We start from the raw sequence: 13412 nt of genomic DNA on the forward strand, positions 1-13412 counted from the left end.
CATCACCCGAGGCCGCAGGCGCCGAGTGACTTCTCGTACCCCCGGAAGAACGAGTCGCTGCGCTGCTCGGCGGTGCCGTGCGAGCCCTCGGCGAACCACGGCTGGTCCGGGTCGTCGCCGACCGCGAGCAGCCCTTCCCGGAACTCCTCCAGGTCACCGTCCTCCAGCTCCAGCGCCCCGGAACGCACGCTGTCCCCGAGGTACGCCCCGGCCATGCAGTCGGCCTGCAACTCCTGCTGGATGGTGAAGTTGTAGCGGATGCCCAGCCGCACCTGCATGCCGTGGGCGTACTCGTGGCCGAGCAGGTAGAACAGGAACGCGTCGCCGACCTGCCGGAACGCCGCCACCGACCAGTTCACGTCGTAGGCGATGAAGTCGCCGGCCGAGCAGTACACCGCGTTGTTGCGCGGCAGCCCCTGCCCGGCACAGGCCACCTCGCCCTCGCGGCTGTAGGGCACCACCCGCCGGATCGGGGTGAACCGCTCACCGGAGGCGCGGAACTGCTCCGCCCAGTAGCGTTCGGCCAGCCGGACCGCGTCCTGGATGTCCTGCTTGAACTCGGCCACGCTCGTCGTGCCGTCCGCGCGGGTGGTCTGCGACTCCGGCTGCGCGCTGCGCGGGGGTGCGGGCTGCTGCGGCTCGCCCCGGTCGACGCCGCCGGCCATGCAGCCGGCCGCCACCAGGGCGGCCACCACGAGTCCGGCGATCGGCCCGCGCCCCTGACGTCCCGCCCTGTCCCCCACCATGACCTCCCGGCTGTCGCACCCGTGTCCCGCAGGAGTATCCCCGGCCGGCGCCGGTGATGCTCACCGGCTCTCACGTACCACCGCCGGAAAACGTTCACCGGATCACCGCAGCGGTAGGGTCGGCGTCGTGGGCCCGTCGTACGCAGGAATCGTCTACTGGCGACGCAGCCTCTGGAACGGCATGCGCTGCGTGCCGGTGCTGCTGACGCTCGACGGGGGCCGGCTGCACGCCTGCGACCGGCACGGCGCGGAGGTGTTCGCCGCCCCCGCCGGTCGGGTCGAGGCCCGGGCAACGATCTTCGGCACGATGCTGCTCACAGTCGACGACCGCCGGTACGCCCTGGTCGGCGAGGGCGCCGCGGTCTCGCCGGCGCCGAGCGCGGAGCAACGGCGACGGCTGGACGAGTTCACGGCCCGCCGGACCCCGTCCGCCGAGCCTATTCTCGACTTCGCGTCGTGGTGGGAGGCACTCGCGGGGGCCGGTGTGACGGTGCGCTGACCGGCGCGGTCAGTCCAGGCCGCGCATGATGTGCGGCTCGCCGTCGTCGTCGCCGAAGCAGCGGTGCAGCACCTGGGCGCGCGCCCACAGGTCCAGGTTGCTCGGCGGCCCGACCGGCCCCGTACCGGCGGGCGTGGTGGTCAGCACGGGAGCCGCTTCCGGCGGGACCTGCGACGTCACCTCGTCGGTCATGTCCGCCCCTTTCGTCGTACCCATGCTCGTCTGCGGGCGTTTCCGCCACGTCAACGGGACAGCGCGGGCGTGGACGCGGCGCGCCTGACCCACGCCGGCCCGTACTCCGGTGACGGTAGCCGCCCGGGCCGCCGCGCACAGCCGTATTCCCGACGTCGCCGCAGGTCGCGGCCGGTGATCACGTCCGCGCGTCGCAGGGCTTGCATCCGGTACCGGGTACGGGCTTACCGTCGAGACGTGAGCGACGACCACTCCTGGGTTCCCGACGCCTGCACGCTGCCCAGCGCCGAGCGGCCGCTGCGACTGGCCGAGTTCGACACGCTGTTCCGCGACGCGCTGCGCGGCGTCGACCGGCTGACCGACCGGCACCTGCGGCTGCACCTCGACGACGCCGCCGAACCGGCCGCCCGCGACCTGATCGCCCGCGAGTCGGCATGCTGTTCGTTCTTCACGTTCGACCTCGCCCGCCCGGACGACAGCCCGCTGAGGCTCGACATCCGCGTTCCGGGCGCCCGTGTCGCCGTACTCGATGCCCTGGCCCTGCGGGCCACGGCCGCGCGGGGCCGGTGATGGGCGAGCCGGAGCTGCGCAGCGGCCGGCTCGCCGACGCGGCCGGGGTCGACGTGCAGACGCTGCGCTACGACGAACGGCGCGGGCTGCTGGCCGCGCAACGTCTCGGCTTCGCCCTCGCGCCGAGATCGCCGACCGGCTGCGACGACCTGGTCACCTGCGCCGCCAGCTCTCGCTGCCCGCTGCCCTTCGCCGGTCCGGACCACGGCCCGGCTACGGTCTGACGCATGACTGTCGCACGGTCCATCCTGCTGTTCCTGCTCGCCGCGCTCGCCGAGATCGGCGGCGCCTGGCTGGTGTGGCAGGGCTGGCGGGAGAACCGCGGGCTGCTCTGGATCGCCGCCGGGGTGGTCGCGCTCGGCGCCTACGGGTTCGTGGCCACGTTCCAGCCGGACCCGAACTTCGGCCGCATCCTCGCCGCCTACGGCGGCGTCTTCGTCGCCGGGTCGCTCGCCTGGGGCATGGTCGTCGACAGGTTCCGGCCCGACCGCTACGACCTCGTCGGCGCGGCCATCTGCCTGGTCGGCGTCGCCGTCATCATGTACGCCCCGCGCGCGAGCTGACGTCGCGGTGATGAGTTTCCGCGGCCGTGCCCGTCACACCTACGACGGGACACGACGACGCGGAAGGATGACGTCATGGGTACGGACACGCGGCTGCTGGAGCTGGGCGTGAACGGTCTGGCTGAGGTCGATGAACCGGCGTTCACCGGGCTGGCGCAGCGGCACCGGCGGGAACTGCACGTGCACTGCTACCGGATGCTCGGGTCGTTCGAGGACGCCGAGGACACCGTCCAGGAGACGTTCCTGCGGGCGTGGCGGCGGCGGGAGACGTACTCGGGACGCTCGACGTTCCGGGCCTGGCTGTACCGGATCGCCACCAACGCGTGCCTGGACCTGCTCGCCAAGTGCCGTCCGGAGCCCGCGACCGGCGGTGAGGTGCGGTGGCTCCAGCCCTACCCGGACCGGTTGCTCGACGAGCTGCCCGCCGCCGGCGCGGACGAGCCGGAGACGGTCGCGGTGGCGCGGGAGACGATCGAGCTGGCGTACCTGGTCGCGGTGCAGCACCTGGCGCCGCGCCCGCGGGCCGTGCTGATCCTGCGGGACGTGCTCGGCTGGCCGGCGAAGGACGTCGCGGAACTGCTGGGCGACTCGGTCAACTCGGTGAACAGCGCCCTGCAGCGGGCTCGCGCGGGCATGCGGGAACACCTACCAGCCGAGCGGCAGGACTGGACCGGCGACGAGACGGACACCCGGACCCGCGAACTGGTACGCCGCTTCACCGACGCCAGCATCGCCAAGGACGTCGACGGTCTCGCCGCGATGCTGCGCGACGACGTGCGCTGCTCGATGCCGCCCACCCCGGGCCTGCAGATCGGCCGCGACGCGGTGGTGAACGACTGGGTGGCGGACGGCTTCGAGAGCCTGGGCAGCCTGCGGGCCGTACCCACCGCCGTGAACCGGCAACCCGCCGTCGCGTTCTACCTCTGGCAGGAGAGCGACGGCGCGTACCTGCCGCTCACCGTCGACGCGCTGCGCATCACCGGCGGGGCGATCACCGAGATCGTCACGTTCCACGCCGACCAGTTCCCACGGCTCGGGCTGCCGGACCGCCTGCCCGCCGACCGTACGCCGTAGTGCCCGCGCGGACGCTCGCGCTGCCCGGCGGCGCGCGTGTCCCGGTGGTCGCGGCCCAGTGGCACCACGCGTACGGCGTGGTCACCCGCGGACGGGTCCAGCTGGAGCTGCGTGACGGCGCTCCCGGGCCGGTCCTCGGCCTCGACGCCGGCTTCTGGCTGCACGGCACCGGCGTACGCGCGCTGCGCAACCCCGGCCGTCGTACCGCGACGGTGCGGATCCTCACCCCTCACCTCGAAGCTCGGAGAAACGACATGATCAGCAGCACCGACACCGGCATCGTCTCGGGCCGTGCGCACGGCTTCCGGCGGCTCGCCGTCACCGGCCTGGTCGCCACGGTCGCGGCGATGGTGGTCACCACACTCGCGGCCGCGCTCGCCCGGGCCGCCGGCGTCGACTTCGAGATCCCCGACGGCGGCGGCGAAACCATCCCGCTGGGCGGGTTCACCGTGGTGACCGGCTTCTTCTCGCTCGTGGGCGTCGTCATCGCCGCCGTGCTGCTGCGGTTCAGCGGGCGTCCCGCGCGGCGGTTCGGGTGGACGGCGGTGGCACTGACCGCGCTGTCGATCGTGCCGCCGTTCCTCGTCGGGGCGGCTGCGACGACCGCCATCGCCCTGGTCGGGCTGCATCTGGTCGCGGCGGCGGTGATGATCCCCGCCCTGACGCGGAGCCTGGGCGTGAGGGCCGGCTAAAGCTCCGCTTCCGACGGCGTATCGCGGCTACCCGGGGGCACGGCCGTTTCCGACTGGAGGCACGGGCTGTCCGCGAGCTTCCCCAAGGCGACCGGCGCCTACCATCCAGACCCATGGAGGGTCTGTTCTGGATGGCCGTCGTACCGCTGTGCGGCCTACTCGGCTGTTTGGCTCCGTGCGCCGTCCTCGCAGCGTTGGCCACGTGGCCCAAGAAGAACGACTGCGGGTAGATCCTCTCGAGGCCGTCCGCACTTCGCGCTACCTCCCTGACGGCTACTCGGCCGTGACTTCGTCCGCCGGCGGCGGCAGATCGGCTCCGGCCGCGTGGACGACAGAGAGAAGGGCGGAGTTCATCACCTCGGACTCCTCGCGCCGGGACGCTCACACGCCATCGGAATCGATCCCTCAGTCTGAAGGCGCCGGTCAAGCCGTACGTGATGCGGGCTATAGGAGTAGCGAGCGGGTGCCGCCGGTAGACGAGTCGTCCGATCACTCGTCACCCGATCGAGTGACCGAACGCCAGGCCTCGAAGGCCCATTTGAGGTCGGCCGTGGCCGCACCGGTGAAGACCGTTTCCAGGTACGCGCCGTCGACAAAGGTGAAGCCGTAGAGGGTGAATTCGATCCCGTCGTCGTCGCGGTAGAGCCAGGGCGCCATCGGCACACCGCCACGAAGGTCCTGGACCGGCCCGCATTGCTCGGCCGGACGCCCGCCACCTGGTGACACCGTCGTCGGTGATCTCCCGTGTCCAGGGGCCGGGAAGCTCCACCGACCAACCGTCGCCCAGAGACCTCCGCACGTCCCAAGTGTGGCCTACGGCCGGCGTTCCGTACTCGGGCCACGAGCTGACCGGTGTGGTGACCTCATCGGCGTGGACGCCGCCGATCAGCCGTTGCTGGGGCTGGAGATCCCGCGTTCTGCGAAGGACGCCGCGACCTCATCGAAGACACCGACGGCAAGCTCGGGCTGCGCGAGAGCATCGGACAACGGCAGCTCCAGTTGAGGGTCGTACCCGGGTAGGCCCGTGACCGCCTGGACCGCTTCGCCGAGTTGGTACATCGCCGCGACGACTGCCCGGGCATCGTCGCCCCGGTACCAGTAGGGCACCGTGATCCCGGCCTCTTCCGCGTAGTAGCTGACCTGGATGCCGGTCGGCTCGTGGGTCAGCTCGTAGTTGTCGGCGCCCTCGAAGACGGAAACCTCACCGAGTGCCTGCCGGGACGCCGCCACCAGGCGAGCCCACACCTCGCCGCTCGGACGCTCTGCGCTGTCGGACTCTTCCGCCGCGTCCAAGGCGTCATCCCAGGACTGGTCGTCGCCTCGTGGAACGAAGATCAGGTCATAGCTCATGGCGGTGGAGGGTACATCCATCCGGCCTCGCCGAAGGGGGCGCCTGCAATCCCGGTTTCGGGACGGTGCCTCGACTCGCGGATGCGACACCTGGTGATCGGTGGGCTCTCCCTGCCGCGCGAGGCGGTCGGGCTGGTTGACGCTGTTGACCGGCCTCGCGGCACGACGGGCAATGCCATGCGTGTTGCTACGGTCCGGCTATGCGATTCGGCAGCCGTTCATGGTTACCCGCGTTGGCGATCGCGCTCGGATCGGCGTCGGGTTGGCTTTCGGCCGGTGCCGGCGGATCGCTACAACGCGCCCCCACCGCCCTCCTCGTGATGGTGGTCGGGCTCGGCAGCGCCGGCTTGTTGGTCGGCTTGGTGTCGGGCCGCCAGGACGGCGGCAGGTGGTTCATGCCGGCCCTTGCACTGCTAGCAGGCTTCTACGCCGGCACATGGCTGAACTCGCCCCACCACAGCTTCGCCGGTGACGCCGTCGTACTGGCCCTCGCCGCCATTCCCGCGTGCGTCAGTGCCGCGCTCGGGTTTGCAGTCGGCCCACACCTCCCGGATGCACGTACTTTCGCTGCTGCCGGGACTGCCCAGCGCCGCGATGGATCGAGCCAGTTGGACAGGTCATAGGCGAGGGTGCAGTAGTCGTCGCTGCGATCGGTGACGGGATCGTACAGTTCACCGTCGTTACCCAACTTCATTCGATGGCGTCGGTGGTACAGGCGACGGTGCGGCCGGGGACTATCGGACGCTGACTGTGATCTTGTCGAAGTCGGGGGCCGCCGAGTCCGGGTTGAAAATCTTCAGCGTGTTGGGCCCGGGCCGGAGAGACATCGTCACGACCATCGTGCCGACGCTGCTCCAGCCGCCCGTACCCGGAAAGGTCAGCGTGATCGGCGGCTCGCCGTTCACGCTGATTTTCCCCACCCGTGGGGCCTCACCGTTGACGTAGGCGATCGTCACGGTCGCCGAGCCCCCCGTCCGGGCGGTCACGCCGTTGAACTGCAACGTCCCCATGTCCCGGCCGATGTTGCCCACCTTCTTGTCGCCCGAGCAGCCGTAGCAGGTGTAGATGCGGATGTTCGCCAAGCCGTTCGCCGACGATTCGGCCTCATACGACGTCACGAGCGGCGGTGCGGCCGGGGCGGTGGGCCGCCGGGTGACGGGCGGCGCCGGGGGCGGTGGCGCCGGTCGAGTTTCCGCCGATCCGACGCGCAAATCCTCGGCCGCGCCGCCGGGAGTGGCAGGGGGCGGCACCAACGTACTGGAAGGGCCGTAGTCCTGCCCCTCCGTCGCCGACGGTCCGGGGACGCCTGTCACAACGCCGATCCCGGGAGAACGATCGACCGCGGTCGACTGCCCGAGGTCGAGGCCCATTGTGACCACCGCCAGCACCAGCACGACGATCAGGTAACCGACTCCCACCACCGTCAACAGGCGGAGCGGCCCGATCCGCCACATGCCGTCAGGGCCGACTCCATGACGTGGGCTCACCCTTGTGCTCCCCTTCGCGCCCGGTTGCCCGGCGCGGGGTACCGAAGCCGGGTGAGGTGCCACGCGATTGTATCGGCGTCGGTCGCTTCTGACCTCCCGTCACATGAGTGTTTGAGCAGGCATGGAGCGTGCTGGACGGTGTACCGTCGATGATCGCGATCTGGTCGACCGGGCGCCGGCGCATCGGCACTGGCCGCGGCCTCCACAGCCAGCGCGCAGGCCGAACCATGCGTTCAGCGCATCGCCGTCGTGAACGACGCCGCCACCACTACGACGGTCGGGCTGCGCGCGGTTGCGGGCGGCGGCGAGGATCCCCGCGTTGCCGTCACAAAGACGAACAAGCAATTGATGGCAGCCGACATCCGTGCGCGTTGGGACGCCGCGCTACTCAAACACGGTGAGGCGTTCGCTGCCTCCACTCGGCCCCTCCGGTGACGCTCTACAGGAGTTCTACCGCGCGATCCGCGCGCAACTGAGAGCAAACGACCCGGAGGCCGTGATTCATGACGACGACCTTGACGTCATCGAGCGTGGGCTCCAGCCGTTGCCGCAGAAAGAACGGTCCCAGTCGGCATGATGCCTTCGCGCTCGTGCGGCGTCACTTGGCGTTGAAGTAGTTCGCCTCCGGGTGGTGGACCACGATCGCGTCCGTGGCCTGCTCCGGCACCAACTGGAACTCCTCCGACAACTGCACCCCGATCCGCTCCGCGCCCAGCAGCTCCACGATCTTCGCCCGGTCCTCCAGGTCCGGGCAGGCCGGGTAGCCGAACGCGTACCGGCAGCCCCGGTAGTCGGTGCGCAGCAGGCCGGCCAGGTCGGCCGGGTCGTCGTCGGCCACCGTGCCGCCGCCGGGCAGCACCAGCTCGGATCGGATCCGCCGGTGCCAGTACTCCGCCAGCGCCTCGGTGAGCTGCACGGACAGGCCGTGCACCTCCAGGTAGTCGCGGTACTCGTTGCCGGCGAACATCTTCGCCGTGTACTCGCTGATCGGCTGCCCGACGGTGACCAGCTGCAACGCCACCACGTCGAGCTGGTCGCCCTTGGGCCGGAAGAAGTCGGCCAGGCACAGCCGCCGCTCCTGCCGCTGCCGGGGGAAGGAGAACCGGGCCCGTTCGCTGTGTCCGTTCTCGTCCAGCACCACCAGGTCGTTGCCCTCGGAGTACGCCGGGAAGTAGCCGTACACGACGGCCGCCTCCAGCACCTGGTCCGAGATCAGGCGGTCCAGCCAGTACCGCAGCCGGGGCCGGCCCTCGGTCTCGACCAGTTCCTCGTACGACGGTCCCTTGCCGCCGCGGGCGCCGCGCAGCCCCCACTGGCCCAGGAACGTGGCCCGCTCGTCCAGCAGGGCCGCGTAGTCGGCCAGCGGTACGCCCTTGACGACGCGGGTGCCGAAGAACGGCGGCTTCGGCACGGCAACGTCCGCCGCCACGTCGGAGCGGACCGACGTGTCGTCCAGTTCGGGCAGCGCCTCGCGGACCTGCGCCCGCTGCCGCTCGCGGCGCTCCCGGCGGGCCGCCAGCGCCGCCTCCCGCTCCGGGTCGACCACCGGCGCGCCGCCGCGCTTGGCCGCCATCACCCGGTCCATCAGGGACAGCCCCTCGAACGCGTCGCGGGCGTAGTGCACCTGGCCCGGATAGATCGACCGCAGGTCGTCCTCCACGTACGCGCGGGTCAGCGCCGCGCCGCCGAGCAGCACCGGCCAGCGCTCGGCCACGCCGCGGGAGGCCATCTCGGCCAGGTTCTCCTTCATGATGACGGTGCTCTTGACCAGCAGGCCGGACATGCCGATCGCGTCGGCGCGGTGCTCCTCGGCCGCGTCGAGGATCGCGTTGATCGGCTGCTTGATGCCGATGTTCACCACGTCGTAGCCGTTGTTGGACAGGATGATGTCGACCAGGTTCTTGCCGATGTCGTGCACGTCGCCCTTCACCGTGGCGAGCACGATGCGGCCCTTGCCGTCGTCATCGGTCTTCTCCATGTGCGGCTCCAGATAGGCCACCGCGGTCTTCATCACCTCGGCGGACTGGAGCACGAACGGCAACTGCATCTGGCCGGAGCCGAACAGCTCCCCGACCACCTTCATGCCGTCCAGCAGCAGGTCGTTGATGATGGACAGCGGCGTACGCCCCTGCGCCATCGCGGTCTCCAGGTCGGCCTCCAGGCCGTTGCGCTCGCCGTCGATGATCCGCCGCTTGAGCCGCTCGTCCAGCGGCAACGCGGCCAGTTCCTCGGCCCGGGTGGCGCGCGCCGAGGCCGCGTCCACGCCCTCGAAGGCCTCGATGAACCGCTGCACCGGGTCGTATCCCTCGCGACGGCGGTCGTAGACCAGGTCGAGCGCCACCTCGCGCTGCTCGTCCGGGATCCGCGACATCGGCAGGATCTTGCTGGCGTGCACGATCGCCGAGGTCAGCCCGGCCTGGGCACACTCGTGCAGGAACACCGAGTTGAGCACCTGCCGGGCCGCCGGGTTGAGGCCGAACGACACGTTGGAGATGCCGGCGGTGAAGTTCACGCCCGGGTAGCGGGCGGCGATCTCCCGGATCGCCTCGATCGTCTCGATGCCGTCCCGGCGGGTCTCCTCCTGCCCGGTGGCGATCGGGAACGTCAGCGCGTCGATGAGGATGTCCTCCCGGCGCATCCCCCACCGGCCGGTCAGGTCGTCGATCAGCCGGCTGGCCACCCGTACCTTCCACTCGCGGGTGCGGGCCTGGCCCTCCTCGTCGATGAGCAGCGCCACGACGGCGGCGCCGTGCTCCTTGACCACCGGCATGATCCGGGCGTAGCGGGAGTCGGGGCCGTCGCCGTCCTCGAAGTTGACCGAGTTGACCACGCACCGGCCGCCGAGCATCTCCAGCCCGGCCTCGATCACGGCCGGCTCGGTGGAGTCCAGCACGATCGGCAGCGTCGAGGCGGTGGCGAACCGGCCGGCCAGCTCACGCATGTCCTGCGTGCCGTCGCGGCCCACGTAGTCGACGCAGAGGTCGAGCAGGTGCGAGCCGTCCCGGGCCTGGCTGCGGGCGACCTCCACGCAGGCCTGCCAGTCCCCGGCGAGCATGGACTCGCGGAACGCCTTCGAGCCGTTGGCGTTGGTCCGCTCCCCCACCATCAGGATGCTGGCGTCCTGGGCGAACGGCACGTGGTGGTAGATCGAGGAGACCCCGGCCTCCGGCTTCGGCTCCCGCGCCACCGGCGCCCGCCCGCCCAGCCGCTCCACCAGCACCCGGATGTGCTCCGGGGTGGTGCCGCAGCAGCCGCCGATCAGGGCCACGCCGTAGTCGGTGACGAACTGCTCCAGCGCGTCGGCCAGCTCGTCCGGGCTGAGCGGGAAGTACGCCCCGTCGGCGGTCAGCACCGGCAGGCCGGCGTTCGGCATCACCGACACCGGGATACGCGAGTGCTGCGCCAGGTAGCGCAGGTGCTCGCCCATCTCGGCCGGCCCGGTGGAGCAGTTCAGCCCGATCAGGTCGACGCCGAGCGGCTCGATCGCGGTCAGCGCGGCGCCGATCTCGCTGCCGAGCAGCATGGTGCCGGTGGTCTCCACCGCCACCTGGCAGATGATCGGCACGTCCCGGCCGGCCTCGGCGCGGGCCCGCTTCGACCCGACCACCGCCGCCTTGACCTGGAGCAGGTCCTGGCAGGTCTCGATGATCAGCGCGTCCGCCCCGCCGGCGATCAGGCCGGCGGCGTTCTCCTGGTACGCGTCGCGCAGCGAGGCGTAGCTCGCGTGGCCGAGCGTGGGCAGCTTGGTGCCCGGGCCCATCGAGCCGAGCACGAACCGGGGGTGCTCCGGCGTCGCGTACGCGTCGGCTGCCTCCCGCGCGATCCGCGCGCCCGCCTCGGACAGCTCCCGGATACGGCCGGGGATGCCGTACTCGGCGAGGTTGGGCAGGTTCGCGCCGAACGTGTTGGTCTCCACGCAGTCCGCGCCCGCCGCCAGGTAGGCGTCGTGCACGCCGCGGACCACGTCCGGCCGGGTCACGTTGAGGATCTCGTTGCAGCCTTCGAGGCCGTCGAAGTCGTCGAGGGTGAGGTCGGCGGCCTGGAGCATCGTCCCCATCGCGCCGTCCGCGATCAGGATCCGATCGGCCAGCAGGTCACGCAACGAAATAGGCACATGCCCCAGGTTAGTGCGCCCGAGTGCGGCAGAGTCACCCGAACCAGGCCTTCCCACATTCTGCCCACCGGGCCGGCGTACACCTTTCCGCCGGTTCGCCCGGGTGGTCCGACCCGGCGACCGGCGCGGCCGACGGGCCGGCCCCCGCGGCGGCACGTAGGCTGACGGACGTGAAGGACAACAGGGGTGCGACAGTGCGACGGGGCGGCGCCGCGCCCGACGAGCAGGGTGAGGTGACGGCGTGACCGAGTTCGACGGGCTGCCGGTACTGCGCTCGCCGGTCGCCATCGCGGCCTTCGAGGGCTGGAACGACGCCGCCGACGCCTCCACCGCCGCCGTGGAACACCTGGAGCAGGTCTGGCAGGCCCGGCAGGTGACCGAGCTGGACCCGGAGGACTTCTACGACTTCCAGGTGAGCCGCCCGACGATCACCATGGCCGACGGGGAGACACGGCGCGTCGAGTGGCCGACCACGCGGTTCATGGTGGCCAGCCCGGAGGGCACCGAGCGGGACGTGGTGCTGATCCGCGGCATCGAGCCGAGCATGCGCTGGCGGACGTTCTGCGAGCAGGTGCTGGAGATCTGCCACAGCCTGGAGGTCGAGCGGGTGGTGCTGCTCGGCGCGTTGCTGGCCGACGTGCCGTACACCAGGCCGCTGCCGATCAGCGGCAGCGCGTCGGACGCCGACGCCGCCAAGCGCTACCAGCTCACCCCCACCCGGTACGACGGGCCGACCGGCATCGTCGGCGTGCTGCACGACGCCTGCACCCGGGCCGAGGTCGACGCGGTGTCGTTCTGGGTGCACGTGCCGCACTACGCCAACAATCCGCCCTGCCCGAAGGCCACCCTCGCGCTGCTGCACCGGGTCGAGGAGGTGCTCGACCTGCCGGTGCCGATGGCCGACCTGGCCGAGGAGGCCGCCGAGTGGGAGCAGCGGGTGCGCAGCGCCGCCGAGCAGGACGCCGAGCTCGGCGAGTACGTGCGTGAGCTGGAGGAACGGGTCGGCGACGCCGGCATCACCCCGTTGACCGGGGACGAGATCGCCCAGGAGTTCGAGAAGTACCTGCGCCGCCGCGGCGGTTCCGCCGGGCCGACAGCGGGTTCCTGGTAGCTCTTTGCGTCGAAGCCGGGCTCCTCGTCGGGGCCCGGCTTCTTCGTGTCCGGGGTGGCGCCGTCACACCCTCTAGGGCATCCTAGGAACCTAGCTGTTCTGAGGAGGCGGGCATGCAGATCAACCCCGGCGCGGCCGAGTTCCCGCACCGGCAGATCGCCGCGCAGCTCAAGGCCCAGGTGCGCCGCGGCGACTGGGGGCCGGGCGAGCGGCTGCCGTCCATCCCGGCCATCGCCGAGATGTTCGGCGTCGCCAAGCAGACCGTGCAGCGCGCCGTCGACCAGCTACGGGTCGAGGGCGTCCTGATCACCAAACCCGGCTCCGGTACGTACGTCCGGGGCACCCGGCGCCGCCTCAACCGCCTGTCCCGGGGCCGGTACGGCGGCTTCCGCGGATACCACACCGACCTGGCCGCCCGGTACCGCCAGCAGCTCGTCTCGGTCGGCCGCTCCCCCGCCCCGGCCGAGGTGGCCGACGCGTTCGGCGTCGCCGACGGCACCGAACTGCTCTGCCGGCGGCACCTGGTACGCACCGACGATTCCCCGGTCGAGGTCGGCGCGTCGTGGTTCCTGCCCGCCGACACCGCCGGCACGTCACTGGAGCGTGCCGAGGCGTTCGGCCGCCCGCTCTACCAGGAGGCGGAGGAGGTCAGCGGCCGGCGGTACGTCACCGCCACCGACACGATCAGCGCCCGCCAGCCCAGCCGGGAGGAGGCGGAGATCCTCCAGATCCGCCCGGACACCCCGGTGCTGCACCTGCTGCACGTCGCCTACGACGAGCGGCACAAGCCGATCGAGGTCGCCCAGGCCACGTGGCCCGGCCCGATGACCACGCTCACCGAGGAGTACAAGATCCCCGCCCCCGCTCCCGACCAGGCCCCCGACCCCGGCCTGGTCCTGGGCTGACCCACCCGGCACCCGGCACCCGGCACCCGGCACCCGGCGATCTTGCACTTTCCGCCCCGGCAAGTAGGACATTCCCGACACCTCGAGGGCCTCACCTGCAAGATCACCG

15 protein-coding genes are annotated in these 13412 nt (G+C 71.4%); 9 read left to right on the top strand and 6 right to left on the bottom strand.

Annotation, left to right across the window (positions count from 1 at the left end; genetic code table 11):
• Positions 1 to 2: 2 nt before the first annotated feature.
• A complete protein-coding gene (locus ABIH81_RS25015; RefSeq protein WP_349881193.1) occupies positions 3 to 743 on the bottom strand; it encodes a neutral zinc metallopeptidase in 741 nt (246 codons plus the stop codon).
• 130 nt (positions 744 to 873) lie between these two features.
• On the opposite strand from ABIH81_RS25015, the gene ABIH81_RS25020 reads away from it, so the two are divergent.
• A complete protein-coding gene (locus tag ABIH81_RS25020; RefSeq protein ID WP_349877323.1) occupies positions 874 to 1245 on the top strand; it encodes a hypothetical protein in 372 nt (123 codons plus the stop codon).
• A gap of 9 nt (positions 1246 to 1254) precedes the next feature.
• Here the strand turns inward: ABIH81_RS25020 and ABIH81_RS25025 are convergent, their stop codons facing one another.
• The gene (locus tag ABIH81_RS25025) at positions 1255 to 1437 is read right to left on the bottom strand and encodes a hypothetical protein (protein ID WP_349877324.1); all 183 of its coding nucleotides are present in this window, start codon (positions 1435 to 1437) and stop codon (positions 1255 to 1257) included.
• A 237-nt stretch (positions 1438 to 1674) separates the two neighbouring features.
• Here ABIH81_RS25025 and ABIH81_RS25030 point away from each other — a divergent pair, with 237 nt between their 5' ends.
• The 5 genes from ABIH81_RS25030 to ABIH81_RS25050 all read left to right on the top strand — a co-directional run bounded on the left by ABIH81_RS25030 (position 1675) and on the right by ABIH81_RS25050 (position 4336).
• Complete coding sequence (locus ABIH81_RS25030) at positions 1675 to 2007, top strand: hypothetical protein (protein ID WP_349877325.1); 333 nt, start codon at positions 1675 to 1677, stop codon at positions 2005 to 2007.
• Positions 2007 to 2231, top strand: a complete 225-nt coding sequence (locus ABIH81_RS25035) for a MerR family DNA-binding transcriptional regulator (protein WP_349877326.1) — start codon at positions 2007 to 2009, stop codon at positions 2229 to 2231. Before ABIH81_RS25030 ends, ABIH81_RS25035 begins: the two co-directional genes overlap by 1 nt.
• A gap of 3 nt (positions 2232 to 2234) precedes the next feature.
• Positions 2235 to 2570, top strand: a complete 336-nt coding sequence (locus ABIH81_RS25040; RefSeq protein ID WP_349877327.1) for a YnfA family protein — start codon at positions 2235 to 2237, stop codon at positions 2568 to 2570.
• Between the two features lie 75 nt (positions 2571 to 2645).
• Positions 2646 to 3644 (top strand): RNA polymerase subunit sigma-70, encoded by a 999-nt coding sequence (locus tag ABIH81_RS25045; RefSeq protein WP_349877328.1) that lies wholly within the window; start codon positions 2646 to 2648, stop codon positions 3642 to 3644.
• Positions 3644 to 4336, top strand: coding sequence for a DUF6069 family protein (locus tag ABIH81_RS25050; protein WP_349877329.1), 693 nt, complete (start codon positions 3644 to 3646; stop codon positions 4334 to 4336). Before ABIH81_RS25045 ends, ABIH81_RS25050 begins: the two co-directional genes overlap by 1 nt.
• Before the next feature lie 489 nt (positions 4337 to 4825).
• On the opposite strand, the gene ABIH81_RS25055 is transcribed toward ABIH81_RS25050, so the two are convergent.
• Positions 4826 to 4993, bottom strand: a complete 168-nt coding sequence (locus ABIH81_RS25055) for a hypothetical protein (RefSeq protein ID WP_349877330.1) — start codon at positions 4991 to 4993, stop codon at positions 4826 to 4828.
• Between the two features lie 228 nt (positions 4994 to 5221).
• On the bottom strand, positions 5222 to 5686 hold the full coding sequence (locus ABIH81_RS25060; protein WP_349877331.1) for a hypothetical protein: 465 nt from the start codon (positions 5684 to 5686) through the stop codon (positions 5222 to 5224).
• Between the two features lie 200 nt (positions 5687 to 5886).
• On the opposite strand from ABIH81_RS25060, the gene ABIH81_RS25065 reads away from it, so the two are divergent.
• Positions 5887 to 6309 (top strand): hypothetical protein, encoded by a 423-nt coding sequence (locus tag ABIH81_RS25065; RefSeq protein ID WP_349877332.1) that lies wholly within the window; start codon positions 5887 to 5889, stop codon positions 6307 to 6309.
• Between the two features lie 111 nt (positions 6310 to 6420).
• Here ABIH81_RS25065 and ABIH81_RS25070 read toward each other — a convergent pair whose 3' ends face one another.
• The gene (locus ABIH81_RS25070; RefSeq protein ID WP_349877333.1) at positions 6421 to 7140 is read right to left on the bottom strand and encodes a hypothetical protein; all 720 of its coding nucleotides are present in this window, start codon (positions 7138 to 7140) and stop codon (positions 6421 to 6423) included.
• Positions 7141 to 7771: 631 nt separating this feature from the next.
• Positions 7772 to 11287 carry a methionine synthase gene (gene metH, locus ABIH81_RS25075; protein ID WP_349877334.1) on the bottom strand — a complete coding sequence of 1172 codons (3516 nt, stop codon included), beginning with the start codon at positions 11285 to 11287 and terminating at the stop codon, positions 7772 to 7774.
• 241 nt (positions 11288 to 11528) lie between these two features.
• On the opposite strand from metH, the gene ABIH81_RS25080 reads away from it, so the two are divergent.
• Positions 11529 to 12398, top strand: a complete 870-nt coding sequence (locus ABIH81_RS25080) for a PAC2 family protein (protein WP_030504102.1) — start codon at positions 11529 to 11531, stop codon at positions 12396 to 12398.
• Between the two features lie 113 nt (positions 12399 to 12511).
• Positions 12512 to 13303: a GntR family transcriptional regulator gene (locus ABIH81_RS25085; protein ID WP_349877335.1), complete on the top strand. Its 792-nt coding sequence runs from the start codon at positions 12512 to 12514 to the stop codon at positions 13301 to 13303.
• The last annotated feature ends 109 nt before the right edge of the window (positions 13304 to 13412 follow it).

The sequence above is a fragment of the Micromonospora sp. HUAS YX12 genome, from assembly GCF_040215685.1.
In the GTDB taxonomy this organism is placed as follows: domain Bacteria; phylum Actinomycetota; class Actinomycetes; order Mycobacteriales; family Micromonosporaceae; genus Micromonospora; species Micromonospora tulbaghiae.

Excerpts from the sequence above, each read along its gene's own strand:
- ABIH81_RS25025 (WP_349877324.1), bottom strand. The coding sequence starts at position 1,437 with ATGACCGACGAGGTGACGTCGCAGGTCCCGCCGGAAGCGGCTCCCGTG.
- ABIH81_RS25035 (WP_349877326.1), top strand. The coding sequence starts at position 2,007 with ATGGGCGAGCCGGAGCTGCGCAGCGGCCGGCTCGCCGACGCGGCCGGG.
- ABIH81_RS25040 (WP_349877327.1), top strand. The coding sequence starts at position 2,235 with ATGACTGTCGCACGGTCCATCCTGCTGTTCCTGCTCGCCGCGCTCGCC.
- ABIH81_RS25045 (WP_349877328.1), top strand. The coding sequence starts at position 2,646 with ATGGGTACGGACACGCGGCTGCTGGAGCTGGGCGTGAACGGTCTGGCT.
- ABIH81_RS25055 (WP_349877330.1), bottom strand. The coding sequence starts at position 4,993 with ATGGCGCCCTGGCTCTACCGCGACGACGACGGGATCGAATTCACCCTC.
- ABIH81_RS25060 (WP_349877331.1), bottom strand. The coding sequence starts at position 5,686 with ATGAGCTATGACCTGATCTTCGTTCCACGAGGCGACGACCAGTCCTGG.
- ABIH81_RS25065 (WP_349877332.1), top strand. The coding sequence starts at position 5,887 with ATGCGATTCGGCAGCCGTTCATGGTTACCCGCGTTGGCGATCGCGCTC.
- ABIH81_RS25070 (WP_349877333.1), bottom strand. The coding sequence starts at position 7,140 with ATGTGGCGGATCGGGCCGCTCCGCCTGTTGACGGTGGTGGGAGTCGGT.
- ABIH81_RS25085 (WP_349877335.1), top strand. The coding sequence starts at position 12,512 with ATGCAGATCAACCCCGGCGCGGCCGAGTTCCCGCACCGGCAGATCGCC.